Origin of the sequence: Paenibacillus sp. BT-177 (assembly GCF_025846815.2) — a bacterium.
Classification (GTDB): domain Bacteria; phylum Bacillota; class Bacilli; order Paenibacillales; family Paenibacillaceae; genus Paenibacillus; species Paenibacillus polymyxa_C.
In genome coordinates, this window is the sequence record NZ_JAOYTP010000002.1 from 106,722 (window position 1) to 120,403 (window position 13,682).

Here is a 13,682-nt window from a genome sequence, read left to right on the forward strand (position 1 = left end):
GGTCAGGTTCCTCGTTTACTTCAACATGCCAATTAAAACATTGACATTGAATATAAATGTCCTTAAACTTCACTTATTAAAATGTTTTTCAAAACTGTTGTAATATCTTGAAAGGGGTTGCTATCCTATGTCTTTTCCGTCCCTGAACACCCAACAGGTGAGAAAATCAACGTTAACTATCTAGGAGGGACTAAATTTGAATCCGCAAACCCGCAAGTCCCGCCACATGTACACGATGCAGCTGGCGACAATTTTTATTGGCTTTATTGTATTTGGTATCTCGGAAAATATTAAAGGCCCTGCCATTCCACGCATTCAATTCGACTTCAATCTGGATGAACAGCAGCTCGGAACATTGTTGTCTCTAAACGCACTTGGGTATTTGATTGCCTGCTCGTTCACCGCCGTCCTTGTCCGTAAGTGGGGAATCAAGGCGGTCAGCATTATTTCCTTTGCTTCCATGATCATCTCGGGAGTATTCATTTATCTGTCGCACACGTATCCATTCTTCGCCTCGTCCTACTTCTTGATGTATATCGGGAACGGCATGCTGGAGATTGCACTCGCAATTTTGGGGGCGAGGATTTTTGTAAAAAATACCGGCACGATGATGAATTTGTCCCACTTTTTCTATGGGCTTAGCTCAACAGTCGCCCCTTTGCTGGCGACGGGAGTCATGTCACTGACGGTATTTGGACATACGCTGGACTGGCGAGGGATGTATCTGGCTATGTTGTCGCTCTGTCTGCTGCCGATTGTGGCCGCACTGCTCAGCACCTTCCCGGGAGACGATCTGCAGCATGAGGAACGGACCTCACTCAAGACCCTAACCCGCGATCCGGCACTCTGGATGATGGTAATGATCCTATCGTTTGGAGTAGTCTCCGAGCTGGCAGTTGGAGGCTGGCTAGTTAACTTTTTAGAGAAAGCGTATTCATGGAGTACAGTAAAGGCGTCCAGCATGCTCTCCGCGTTCTTTCTTACCTTCTCGTTGGGGCGCCTGTTGCTTGGTCCGCTCACAGACCGAATGGGGTTTGTGCTTTCGACGATTTTATTCTCCGCCTTCTCAGCGATATGTACGTTCGCAGCAATCGCGGGTGGGGAGAGACTGGCGTTTCTCTTTGCCGCATCGGGTGCAGGCATTGCAATGATCTATCCGACCGTGATGGCGTTCATTGCACGGAGATATCCTAAGGACAGTGATACAGCTATTACGTTCGTCGTCACGCTGATGGGCATAGGTAGTGTCATTGGCAACTATGTGATCGGCTGGGTAATCGAAGGGGTCAAGATAGTCTACGGCGCAACCACTGAGCTTGGCATATTGCGCGGGCTTCAGGCGGGATATGGAGTTATTGGCCTATGCGCAGCCATCTGCGCGGTCTCGGGAATTATTCTCTACGGATATCTGAAAAAACGGCAGGAGCTTATATAAGCCACCACTTTAGGGTTGTCCCATAAGTCATGAACTGACTGGGGCGCCCTTTTTTTACGAACTCCCCGTTCAGTCAAAACAGTCCTTGTATGAACACATCCGAGCTGCTTTGACTAATCATCAGCTTTTGTCCGTTTGCCATTTTGAAGGGCTCAAGGCAATTCTCCTGTAGTCTACTTTATTAGACTGTTTCTGATTAGAAGAGTGTGGCCGAGAGTGTACAATAAGACTACGTGTTCGCTATAGGAGATATTCAATATAACATACAAACGTATAATATATTGATGCTTTACAACTTCCGTTATATACTATTATAAAATTTATACACTGGGGGTAAGGTTGAAATGTCCATAGCTTCGGAGTTGAGTGGAACAAAGCGCGATTCACTCAGCTTTTTACAAGGGGTTAAAGATTGTATTCCTACACTGCTTGGTTATGTATGTATTGGATTCGCGGCAGGCATTGTAGGCGCTTCATCAGGGGTTAGCACCATGGAAATTGGTCTGATGTCAGCGCTTGTATACGCAGGCGCCTCCCAGTTTATTATGTGCTCGATGCTGGCTGCAGCCAGTCCTCCATCTGTCATTATTTTAACGACATTTATTGTGAATGCCCGCCACCTGCTGTTAAGTGCATCATTGGCTCCTTACTTTTCTAAATATTCACTGCGGAAAAACATAGGCATCGGTATCCTTTTAACGGATGAATCCTTTGGGGTAGCGTCGGATAAATTGGCTAAAGGCGGGCAGGTCAGTGACCGCTGGATGAACGGACTTAATATTACAGCTTATCTCGCTTGGATTGCTTCCTGTGTGGCTGGTGGAGTGCTCGGGAATTGGATTTCCCAGCCGGAAGCTTTTGGTCTGGACTTTGCCTTACCTGCAATGTTTCTGGCCCTACTCATTTCTCAGCTCCAAAGTGTCCAGACCTCCAAACTCAAGCATCGCCTGCTGCTTGTGCTATGTATGGCCGTTCTAATGTACCTTTTATCCTGGTGGGTGCCATCACATATCGCCGTCATTGTAGCGACCATGATCACCGCAACGATTGGAGTGTTAACCGACAAATGAATATTAATCCCAATGTGCTATATATCATTATCGGTGCGATGATTGTCACAGCCATCCCAAGGATCATTCCCTTTGTCGTGCTGCAAAAACTGACGCTACCCAAACCCGTGTTGCAGTGGCTGTCCTACATCCCCATTTGCATTTTCACGGCACTGGTCATGGAAAACCTGCTCGTACGAACCGAAACCTCGGTCACTCTTAATGGGCAAGTGCTTATAGCGGTCCTTCCTACGCTGATGACCGCTTTGTGGAGTAAAAATTTGCTGGCTACTGTGGTTGTCGGTATTGTGAGTATGGCTGTAGTTCGACTTTTGTGGATGGGGTAGATCAAAAAAGGGTGTAGAACTAACTATAGTTAAATCGTGAAATCAAGTATATATAGGTTGTGTCTGATTTATTGAAGAATCATTTACAAATTTATATAAATGATAAAAATAACCTTTATTCTCTATTAAATAATCAAAGGAACCTTCTTCTACTACTCTTCCATCTGACATAACAAATATCTTATCATATTGCTGCAATGCAGCTTTAGACAAACGATGCGTTACTACCAAACATGTAATAGTTTCGAGACCTAATATCACCTCTTCAATGGCATTCGCCGTTTCACTATCCAAAGATGAAGTTGCTTCATCAAGGAGTAATAACGGTGTTTGCCTAATTAAGGTTCTGGCAATCGCAATTCTTTGTTTTTCTCCCCCTGATAGCCTCCCTCCTTTTTCACCAATCTGTGTGTCCAAACCATAAGGCAATTTATCGATTAGTTTATTAAGCCCAGAGGCACTTATCACATTGGATAGAATCTCATCTTGGAACGATTGATACATTGTAATATTTTCTTTAATACTGCTATCGAATAAAAAAACGTCTTGCTGCACAACCGATTCTAACCGACACCAATCCTCAGCAGATATGAACTTTAAATCCAAATCATCTACATAAATAATTCCATCATAATCATCATATTGTTTCATTAGGAGCTTAAGCAAAGTAGACTTCCCAGACCCGCTAGGCCCTACAAGGGCATATTTTCCCCCTTTATTCAAAACCATGTTAATATCATGTAAATTTGGGTGATTTCGGGCATAACCAAAGCTCACATTTGTAAAACGAACAGAGTGTTCTATTGATGTTTTTTTTATATATTGGTTACCATCCTGATCTTCGTGTAAAATTTCTAATATTTTAGCCGAAATATCACGCAATGCCCTAATTTGAGTTATGTATTGAATACTCATATATACTGGATTGACAACTTTATTAGTCAACTGTACACAAGCGATCATAGTACCTAGTGTGATAGCTCCTCGAATAGATAAAAAACTGCCAACAAGAAATACAGAGATAAACATTACTCCTCCAAATACATCGCTCAATGAGCTTACATAAGCATTTAATTTAAAAAATAAATACTTATTATTTTCAACGACCGTATTATTAAAACGAAATTGCTGCTCCACATGTTGCTCTACTCCATAGCTTTTAATAACAGCAAATCCAGAAAAAATATCATTTATTTTTATCGTAAATTTTTCTAAAGCATCTGCAATATTTCGTTTTCTGGTTCGGATTTTTTTTTCAAAAATACGTGGAATTAAAATGGATATTAGTGTAAGTAAAAGTAATATAACAACAATACTAGGACTCAAAACAAACATAGCAAAAAGAGCCGCCAAAAACGAAACTCCTGTGCTGGTCAAAGAAAATATATTTTTCAAGTAATCATCCTCAATCATTTTAATATCATTATTCATGATCGAAATGTACTTTGCACTATGGTTTGAAGTAAACTGAGAATGGTCTTTATATAGAATATGTTGGAAAACAATCTCTTTTAAAAACAACACCGTCTTACAGAGATAAGAAGATTGCGATAAATTGGAAAACATTTTTACGAGAGAGTTAATTATAATAAAGCCTATTGCAATTAAGGAAGTTTCAATAAACTGCTTTTCCCCCTGCGATGTGGCGGTGTCTATTAAACTTTTGAATATAAAGGCTAGATAAATATCGAGCAAACTAGCGAGACTGATCATAAAAATGACTACAAAAAACCTATATTTATATTTAAATAGAAATAAAGTCATTTTCCTGCCTCCAGAAAAAAGTATTCACACATGAATTATTCCTTTAGACTTAGCTGCCATTACTGCCTCAGTTCTTGTATGAACGTTGAATTTACTAAATATATGTGTCAAATGATATTCGACTGTCCTCTGGCTAACATATAAAAGGGCTGCTAGCTCTTTGTTGCTTTTTCCTAATGCTAACCCTTCTAGAATTGAGCGTTCCTTAGGGCTGATTAATATATCATCATATTCTGGAATGGTATGTAAGCTTCGAAATAATTCCATTGGTAACGTAGCCAATCCATCTAAAGCATTACGAATGGTCCGCATCAATTGTGCCGATGTAGCTGTCTTATACACAATGCCGGAGATACCAAGTTTCAATAACTGCTTTATTTTGGGAGACTTATGGTTTGAAATGCTTATTATTATTGGTCTATCTCTTCTGTATATGGGCTCCAGCTCATCCAAACTAATTAATTCTATATCACAAACTAATAGTTGATAATCCTCAAATATACCTTTTTCAATAAAATCAGTATACGATCTAAAAAAAAATGCATACATGTCCTTTTCCGGCTCAATCCATACTTTGAGTTTGTTTTGCCAAGCCAATTTATTTACCATAAATTTCATACCTTTTTGAATTAAATAATAAAGCTGCAAAACTTCCTGAAATTATTGTAACAATTACATTCATTACGACTGAATCCCAATGAATTGTTTCTTTAATGTCGGGAAAGGTTGGACGATTGGAAAAGGTACTTATTGTAAGCATATTGGCGTACTGTTTAAACGATTCTAGTGATGATGTTCCAATGCTCCAATGCCAAGACCCTTTTATAATTAAAGCAAATTGAAAGCCGATTACTGCAATAAAAATAAAGGCAATCAATAGGTGACCTGTTGCTACCTTTTTACTCACCCATTTTGCTAAAGAGATTGCAAACCCCATCAATGAAAGCCCACTTAACATTCCAAAAAACTTTGAACAAAATAAATATAAAATACCCTCGGAAGGACTAGTTGACTGCACAATGCGCGTTAAGTATAACCCTTGCGGATTAAGAAAAATCTCTATGAGAGTTGCCCCCCATACAACCATAATTCCAATTAAAAATACTATTGATTTAATAAAGAATAGACTTGATGTTTTGAGTGGTAGCATATGATTAAGTGTCATTTTTCCTAAAAAAAACTCATTGTAAAAGTCCATAAATATGTAAATGGGTATCAATATCCCTATAACCATATTGATTAGTAGATAAGAGAATGCTAATTGTTGATGATTATTAATTAAAAAATGAAGACTAAATATACCGCTTAAGATCGTAAGAATTGCAAACACCATAAAATGTCTTTTGATTTCCACTTTAAATATATGAGAAAATAACATATTAAGCCCCTTTTCAATGAAATAGCCGCCTGTTTAGTAAAAAACAGGCGGTTATTTAAATTCTCTACAAACAGGCTGCTTCTCTTCACTTTCAAATGCTTGCTGAGCGCATCCTCCACCACATAAAGGTAAAAAATTACAATCTCTACATTTTTCGAATTTGTAAGGAGAATAATCCATCCATTTGTTAGAATTAAGTTGTTCAATACTAAAATTTTCGCTAATATGTCCAATTAAATAGTTCTTATTTCCAACAGTATTCCAACACTTCTGAATACCTCCATCTGGCTGAATGATCATAGAGTTAGCTGCGATTGCTGCGCAAGCAACCGGTTCATACTGAGGATAGTAAGATATATTCAATCCTTTTTCTAATGCACTTTCGTATAACTTTATTATTACCTTTGAAAAATCTTTATTCGCATAACAACTGCTGTTGCTGACGCACCCCCCTGCACTATACTCAGTAGTTGCTGAAAAATAAATGCTTACTTTCTCTTTGAAAAGTTGCCTCCCCATATATTCCATATACTCATTCATAAAATGAATATTATCCAAATCCACATTTGTTCTAATCGTAATGTGGATAAATTCACATGATTTATTAATATTTTCTATTATCTTATCAAAAGTGCCTTCTTTATTAGCTAATATCCTTCTTTGATCGTGGCTTTTTTTTGACCCATCTATTGTAATTTGAATTCTTTTAACACCTAATTCTTTCAATTTCTTAGCCCGGTCAGGTGTAAGCAAGTATCCATTACTTACCATAAAATGATCAATGGATATTTTATTTTTATTAGCGATAAAGTTTATACGCTCCATAAGACTGGTTATATTTTTAAATTCAAGTAATGGTTCACCACCTGTCCAATTCACTATGATGCGTTTAAAATGTAATTCTTCAATTGACTTTTCTATATAAGTCAGAATTTCATTCTGTATTTTTTGAGAAAAAGCTCTCTTCCCTGATTTAGACGTCAAATTTTCAAAACAATAAGAACATCTAAAATTACAGCTAAATGTAGGCAAAATAGTTAAGTTCAAGGTCTGATCTTGGTTTCTAAATATTTTAAACTGTTCCTCCATCTGGTCTAGTTCTTTTATGGGCTGAACATATAGGAACTGACCTTGCAGTAATTGTTCTTTCTCTGTACAATGTTCAAGATAGTCCATATCTTTTTGAATAAAGGCATTATACAAATCCTTATGTATTTCACCGAATCCATTCGATAAGCTGTTATAAATTAAATAACTTTCCTCATCCGAATCATTTAATAGCAAATATTCGTTGTAAGATGAAATTTGCAAGATTACTCCTCCTCATCTTAGATCATAGACTTGAATATTTCCTCTATAGACTGTTTATATTCGTCTCTTATATCTCTTACATTTCCTTGTAGCAGTATCTTTCCGTCATTCACAAATGCTACATCAGTAAATAATTTTTCAACATCATTAATTAAGTGAGTACTTATAATAACAGCACTAGTAGGATCAAAGTTATCAAGTATAATTTGTATAATCTTATCCCGTGTAGAAGGATCCACAGCAGCCAAAGGTTCATCCAAAATATACAGCGCTGCTTTCCTTGCAAAAGCCAAGGAAATACTTAATCTTTCCTGCATTCCTTTAGATAAAGATTTAATTTTGTCGTTTATATCCAAACCCAATGATTTCACCATTTTGTATGCTAAACCTCGGTTAAAATCGACAAAAGAATGTTCAAAAAAAGCAATAGCTTGCTCGATGGTCATCCACTGGTAAAGAAATTCTCTGTCAGGCAAATAAGAAACGATCTTCTTCGTTTCAACACTAGGTTTCAAACCTTTAATACGAATTTCACCTCTATAATCCCTCAGCAGAGATACGATGAGTTTCATTAATGTCGTTTTCCCTGCTCCATTAGGGCCAAGAAGTCCTAAGATAGTTCCAGGCTTTATTGAAAGAGTTAACGAGTCAAGAGCTTTTTTACTACCATACTTCTTTGTAACATTATTACAATTCAATATATAAACCACCAATATACCAACCCCTTATAGAGTATCCTATAATATTATTTAAAACTTTTTTATTTTCACATTTTTTCCAAAAGGAGTGCTCTTTCTTCTATATATTACTATCTGATTTGAAAGTAAACAACGCAATTTTTCCGCAAGATTTTGTCGTTATTTTTGTAATCATTGTTTATTTCAATTAACTTGTCGACTGAAAGGATCACTTAAAATGGATACTTATGAATTACAGCCTCATGATATCCTAGCTACAACCAGTCCCTATTCACAAACATTTTTCTTCCACCATATAGATAGGCTAAAAACGTAAAAAGTACAATCAAACCAAGACTATAAGGCTCCACTCTGGGAGCATAGCTCGCTGTTTGCGGCAACATAATATAATAAGGAATCGTAAAGGGAAACCATGCTCCTATAGAAGAGTGAAAGCCTGTCATAACAATATTAGGCACTACACAGCAAATAGCCATTCCTAGTGAAGCTCCGAAATTGCGGATTTTTACCGAAAGCATAAGCTGGAGGGCTGCCAATGGAAGAATTCCGAACCACCCTCCCCATCCGGTAGAAAGGACGAGAGTCCAAGGGATTTCTCCTGGAGCACCTGCTATATACCCACCTGCAAAATATCCTACTATGAATGTAAGCTGATCAAGAAACAGTATGAGAATGAGCAATATATATTTTGCATAATAGATTCGCTGACGGGGATACGGGCTGCTCAATAAAATCTTCCATCCCCCATCTCGATGTTCGTATGCACACAAAAGAGAAGCAATAATTCCACAATAAAACGGATAAAAAAACATCGAGTGAAAATGCGCCGCATAGGTGTATAACATTAACCAGCTAGGCTCATAAAACTGCTTCAAATCGTTCAGTTCCAGGACTCCCATTAAAGAATTGATAACCGCATCCAATATAATGAGAATCCATACCATGACCCATTGAAGCTTCATCGCTTCCACGCGTAAAATGGATCCCATGCAGATTCCCCTCTCTATTTGAATTCATGCTTTGTAAACTGTAGAGTACCGAGTCCTGTGAAGATGATCCCTGCACCTAAAGCAATGACCACCCACATTACGTATTCCTTAATCAGAGGACTTGATAGTGCCGGATACGACCAAGGTAATAATTTAATCCAAAAAATACTTGTTCGTGCCAAAAACAAACTGGCAATAGAACCAAATATGCCAAACGCTAACGGAAATGCCTGATTAGTAAAAAGGGTAGACCACCAAAGTTGAATTGCAAGTACAGGCAGGGTAGCCAAGCTGGCATTAATCGGCTGCAGCAGCATAACTCGCCAAGGAATGGGCTCGTTTGTATACAACACCCAGATGAGACTCATCCCTGCTATCGTGATCAAGGCGGTGCCAAGCTGCAAAATCACGATCCACACTATTTTGGATACATAAATATAGCTTCTAGGAACAGGCATGGCCATCATAGACGCATCTGACGACATACCTCAAATCCATCGTTATCAGGGAGCATAACATCAAGCACAATCACATCAATACGAGATTCCATCACGATTTGCAGCGCTTCGTGGCCCGTGGCTGCATGCTTAACATGAAGAAATCCTTCTTTTTTTAATACTTTTGTCAGCATATCTCGCAGTCCCTGTTCATCGTCTACGATAAGCACTGCAATTTCTTCCATAACCAAGGTTCTCCATTCTTTTTTTACATTTTTTACTTTCATTATAAAAGCAATCGGGCAGAATTAAAATCGAGTTCCATCACATATCGTACATCCCCGTGAATATACTTAATAACCAACAAGGCCAAACTGTGCCGTGTATCCACTTGGGGGGTGCCTAACAATGACGGAACCACGCCAGCCATATTCATTCGTCGTATCCCGCGAAGATTGGTCGCTGCATCGCAAAGGGTACCAGGACCAGCAACGCCATCAGCAGAAGGTCAAAGATGTCATTAAGCAAAATCTACCCGATCTGATTACGGAAGAAAATATTATAATGTCGGACGGTCAACAGATTATCAAAGTGCCCATTCGCAGTCTGGATGAATATCGCTTCATTTATAACTACCAAAAGCAAAAGCATGTAGGCCAAGGGGATGGCGACAGTCAGGTGGGAGATGTCATCGGACGTGATCCTGCTTCCCAAAAGCCAGGTAAAGGTGAGAAAGCAGGCGACCAACCGGGACACGATATTATGGAAACAGAAGTCAGCATAGAAGAACTCGAAGATATGCTGTTTGAGGAAATGGAATTGCCGCATTTGCAGCAAAAAGATAAGGATCAAATTGAGGTTGAATCTATCGTATTCAATGATATACGCAAAAAAGGCATGCAAGCGAACATTGACAAGAAACGAACGATTCTCGAAAATCTGCGCCGCAACGCGCGTGAGGGGAATCCGGGCATTCATCATATTAGTCCGGACGATCTTCGCTACAAAACATGGGAAGAGAAGACCATTCCCCAATCCAATGCGGTAATTATCGCTATGATGGACACCTCAGGCAGTATGGGATCTTTTGAAAAATATTGCGCCCGCAGCTTCTTTTTCTGGATGACCCGCTTTTTGCGTCGCCAATATGAAAAGGTAGAAATTGTTTTTCTTGCGCATCATACCGAAGCCAAGGAGGTTACGGAGGAAGAATTTTTTACTCGCGGTGAAAGTGGCGGCACAATCTGCTCTTCTGCCTATTTGAAAGCATTGGAGATTATCGATAAACGCTATCCTCCTTCGACTTATAATATTTATCCCTTCCATTTCTCCGATGGCGATAACCTAAGCTCAGACAATGAACGGTGTGTGAAACTAATCGAGGAGCTTATGAAGCGCAGCAATATATTCGGCTATGGAGAGGTGAACCAATATAATCGCAGCAGTACGCTGATGTCAGCCTACAAGAATATTAAAACGGATCAGTTTATGTACTACGTCATCAAGGAAAAAGGTGAGGTATACCAAGCCTTACGTACCTTTTTTCGCAAACGGGAAGGGGGAACGGTAGGATGAGCACCGATCAGAAAGAGCTTGAGTACGCGATATCAGAAATTATGGAGATTGCAGATGGATTCGGGCTCGACTACTACCCGATGCGGTATGAGATTTGTCCGGCGGATATTGTATACACATTCGGGGCGTATGGTATGCCCACGCGCTTCAGCCACTGGAGTTTCGGAAAAACATTTCACAAGATGAAAATGCAGTACGATTTTGGATTGAGTAAAATCTATGAGCTGGTCATTAACTCCAATCCCTGCTACGCTTTCCTGCTGGATGGAAATTCTTTGGTGCAAAATAAACTGATTGTCGCCCATGTACTGGCACACTGCGATTTTTTTAAACACAACGCCCGCTTCTCGACCTCCAACCGCAATATGGTAGAGAGCATGTCTGCCACCGCAGAACGGATCAGCAGCTATGAAATGGAGTACGGCTCAAAGGCCGTGGAATCCTTCATTGACTCTGTACTGGCGATACAGGAACATGTAGACCCACAGCTCATCAAACCAAGGCATCTGGATAAACAACGCTACATGGAACTCAAAATCAAGGAGCAAAAAGAACCTAAAAAACACCAGCGTCCCATCGGACCTTACGATGATCTGTGGTCACTGGACACAGTAAAGCAGCATGATTCAGCCGAGACCGAGGGTATTAAGGTACGCCAGTTCCCACCGGAACCTGAAAAAGATATTGTCTGGTTTATTCAGGAATTCTCCGAGGTATTGGAGGACTGGCAGCGGGACATCATGACGATGCTGCGGGACGAAATGCTGTATTTCTGGCCCCAAATGGAGACCAAAATCATGAATGAAGGCTGGGCCTCCTATTGGCATCAACGGATTGTCAGAGAACTGGATTTGACTGGGGATGAAACCGTTGAATTTGCCATGCTGAATGCTTCCGTTGTGCAGCCTTCCAAGCAAAGCTTGAATCCGTATTATTTGGGACTGAAAATATTTGAAGATATTGAAAAGCGATGGGATAACCCGACCCGCGAGGAGCAAGAGCGCCAAGGACGCAAACCGGGCGAAGGTCGAGCTAAAATATTCGAGGTGCGAGAGTTTGACTCGGATACCTCCTTTATACGCAATTACATGACCAAGCAACTAACGGAGGATTTGGATCTGTACGTGTTTGAGAAACGGGGACCGGATTGGAAAATTACCGATAAATCCTGGGAAAACATACGGGATCAGCTTGTGTTCTCACGTGTAAATGGAGGCTCCCCTTATATCGTTGTTGAAGACGGAGATTATCTGCATACAGGTGAATTAAAACTCAAGCACCAGTATGAAGGCATTGAACTGGATTTAAAATATATGGAGCGTACGCTTCCGTATGTATATCAGCTATGGGGGCGCACCGTTCATTTGGAAACAATGATTGAAGGTAAGCTCGCCTTATTTTCATATGACGGTAAGAAACACCATCGCAAATTTGTATAGTGATACACAATCGAATAACCAGCCTAATTAAAAAAGGTGCATTCCGAAGAAGGAAATGCGCCTTTTTTTACTGCTTTTTCTTAAATTCGACGATGTAGCTCTGATTCAGTTGTTTTCCACCTTCCGAAATGTTCTGGTACATGGATAAAAACCGGGCGGAAGTGCTCCACACTGTTGGACTGTCATAGGACTGGATATCGGTCGTAACGGGAGTGGTTTTACCCGTGGATTGGTCAAACACATACAACCCTCTCATACCTTGCTGATCCTCATCATAAATGGAAAAAGCAAGCTTGAACCCGTCGCTGGACCAGCTTCCACGACTCATTAAAGTCCCTTGACCCACGATCCCTTTCTCTTTGCCTTGTTCATCCAAAATGATCATACGAGCAGGTTCGGATGTATTCCATTTCCGCTTTTCAATAGCAATAGATTTACCATCAAGCGACACGGCAAAAGACATGGCCCCCTCTGCAATGGTCACAGCTTGAGGATGATTGAGAGTGAACCGATTCAGCACCGGATACCCTTGTTTATCATTGCCTGTATAAAATATGGCGTTACCCACTTTTTCGACATGAGCAATTAATTCTGAGTGATTTGGATCTTGAAAACTCAATTCTTCAGCTTTGCCGTTCAGTCCAATCAGATGTATCTTACCGTCTGGTGTACCTGTAATGAGATGATCCTTATCGCCCCAGCTCACTTCGTTAGTCATGTCCAGCTGGCCAACCGATGTAACCTTGCCGCTGCTTAGCTCTAAGATATAGCCCTGAATATCATACTTGCTGCTGGTGCTGCCCTCCGTAAAAAAGACATGGCGCTGATCCGGAGAAACCACAGCAAGTAACTGTAGAGCCTTACGACCTGGTGTTAAAACTCGTTCCTTATTGGTCTTTACATTATGAATCCATAACTGATTTTGACGTTCCACAATCAGCTCTTCATCACTCAGCCATGACCTCGCGTAGACATCTCCCAGCTTGTCGATGGACTGTACCACCAGCTCGTCCGATACTTGCTGCCGAGCTGCCTCCATGTCAATCACAGTAAGCTTTTGCCCCGGTTTCATACCGGATGTTGGAATTGTCTCTCCTGCGCTTTTTATGCCGCAGCCGCCGAGCAATCCTCCAGCGATCAAGCCAGTCATGAGCAATCCTGTGACTTTGTGTCTGAAAAAGCGTGCATAGGGATGTTTGAGACGAGGAAAGCCGTTCTTTTGCCCGTGGCTGTCTAGGTTTTTCTTCATCATGTACAACG

The 13,682-nt window shown here is 40.3% G+C and carries 13 protein-coding genes and 1 pseudogene; 5 read left to right on the top strand and 9 right to left on the bottom strand.

Translation table 11 applies throughout. The annotated features are described in order from the left end of the window. The first annotated feature begins 196 nt into the window (after positions 1 to 196). The 3 genes from OIU26_RS06615 to OIU26_RS06625 all read left to right on the top strand — a co-directional run bounded on the left by OIU26_RS06615 (position 197) and on the right by OIU26_RS06625 (position 2,831). Entirely contained in the window at positions 197 to 1,435 is a 1,239-nt protein-coding gene (locus OIU26_RS06615) for an MFS transporter (RefSeq protein ID WP_040101765.1), read from the top strand. A gap of 344 nt (positions 1,436 to 1,779) precedes the next feature. Continuing rightward, on the top strand, positions 1,780 to 2,505 hold the full coding sequence (locus OIU26_RS06620; RefSeq protein WP_264216332.1) for an AzlC family ABC transporter permease: 726 nt from the start codon (positions 1,780 to 1,782) through the stop codon (positions 2,503 to 2,505). Beyond that, complete coding sequence (locus OIU26_RS06625; protein ID WP_264216333.1) at positions 2,502 to 2,831, top strand: AzlD domain-containing protein; 330 nt, start codon at positions 2,502 to 2,504, stop codon at positions 2,829 to 2,831. Before OIU26_RS06620 ends, OIU26_RS06625 begins: the two co-directional genes overlap by 4 nt. A 42-nt stretch (positions 2,832 to 2,873) precedes the next feature. Here OIU26_RS06625 and OIU26_RS06630 read toward each other — a convergent pair whose 3' ends face one another. The 8 genes and pseudogenes from OIU26_RS06630 to OIU26_RS06665 form a co-directional block, all read right to left on the bottom strand. After that, positions 2,874 to 4,595, bottom strand: a complete 1,722-nt coding sequence (locus OIU26_RS06630) for an ABC transporter ATP-binding protein (RefSeq protein ID WP_264216334.1) — start codon at positions 4,593 to 4,595, stop codon at positions 2,874 to 2,876. 24 nt (positions 4,596 to 4,619) lie between these two features. Next, a complete protein-coding gene (locus OIU26_RS06635; protein WP_264216335.1) occupies positions 4,620 to 5,204 on the bottom strand; it encodes a response regulator transcription factor in 585 nt (194 codons plus the stop codon). After that, the gene (locus OIU26_RS06640; RefSeq protein WP_155742255.1) at positions 5,194 to 5,793 is read right to left on the bottom strand and encodes a hypothetical protein; all 600 of its coding nucleotides are present in this window, start codon (positions 5,791 to 5,793) and stop codon (positions 5,194 to 5,196) included. Before OIU26_RS06640 ends, OIU26_RS06635 begins: the two co-directional genes overlap by 11 nt. Positions 5,794 to 6,024: 231 nt before the next feature. Then, positions 6,025 to 7,284 carry a radical SAM/SPASM domain-containing protein gene (locus tag OIU26_RS06645; RefSeq protein ID WP_264216336.1) on the bottom strand — a complete coding sequence of 420 codons (1,260 nt, stop codon included), beginning with the start codon at positions 7,282 to 7,284 and terminating at the stop codon, positions 6,025 to 6,027. Positions 7,285 to 7,301: 17 nt separating this feature from the next. Further along, positions 7,302 to 7,994 (bottom strand): ABC transporter ATP-binding protein, encoded by a 693-nt coding sequence (locus tag OIU26_RS06650; protein WP_264216767.1) that lies wholly within the window; start codon positions 7,992 to 7,994, stop codon positions 7,302 to 7,304. Between the two features lie 242 nt (positions 7,995 to 8,236). After that, positions 8,237 to 8,971 carry an ABC transporter permease gene (locus OIU26_RS06655; protein WP_165081493.1) on the bottom strand — a complete coding sequence of 245 codons (735 nt, stop codon included), beginning with the start codon at positions 8,969 to 8,971 and terminating at the stop codon, positions 8,237 to 8,239. A 14-nt stretch (positions 8,972 to 8,985) separates the two neighbouring features. Beyond that, complete coding sequence (locus OIU26_RS06660) at positions 8,986 to 9,456, bottom strand: ABC transporter permease (RefSeq protein WP_238791042.1); 471 nt, start codon at positions 9,454 to 9,456, stop codon at positions 8,986 to 8,988. Continuing rightward, a pseudogene (locus OIU26_RS06665) lies at positions 9,438 to 9,653 on the bottom strand (response regulator); the annotation flags it as partial. The pseudogene OIU26_RS06665 and the gene OIU26_RS06660, both read right to left, overlap by 19 nt. A gap of 163 nt (positions 9,654 to 9,816) precedes the next feature. On the opposite strand from OIU26_RS06665, the gene yhbH reads away from it, so the two are divergent. Further along, complete coding sequence (gene yhbH, locus OIU26_RS06670) at positions 9,817 to 10,983, top strand: sporulation protein YhbH (RefSeq protein WP_264216337.1); 1,167 nt, start codon at positions 9,817 to 9,819, stop codon at positions 10,981 to 10,983. Then, the gene (locus OIU26_RS06675) at positions 10,980 to 12,422 is read left to right on the top strand and encodes a SpoVR family protein (RefSeq protein WP_264216338.1); all 1,443 of its coding nucleotides are present in this window, start codon (positions 10,980 to 10,982) and stop codon (positions 12,420 to 12,422) included. The genes yhbH and OIU26_RS06675 overlap by 4 nt, the downstream gene beginning before the upstream one ends. 67 nt (positions 12,423 to 12,489) lie before the next feature. Here the strand turns inward: OIU26_RS06675 and OIU26_RS06680 are convergent, their stop codons facing one another. After that, entirely contained in the window at positions 12,490 to 13,674 is a 1,185-nt protein-coding gene (locus OIU26_RS06680) for a WD40 repeat domain-containing protein (protein WP_264216339.1), read from the bottom strand. Positions 13,675 to 13,682: the final 8 nt, after the last annotated feature.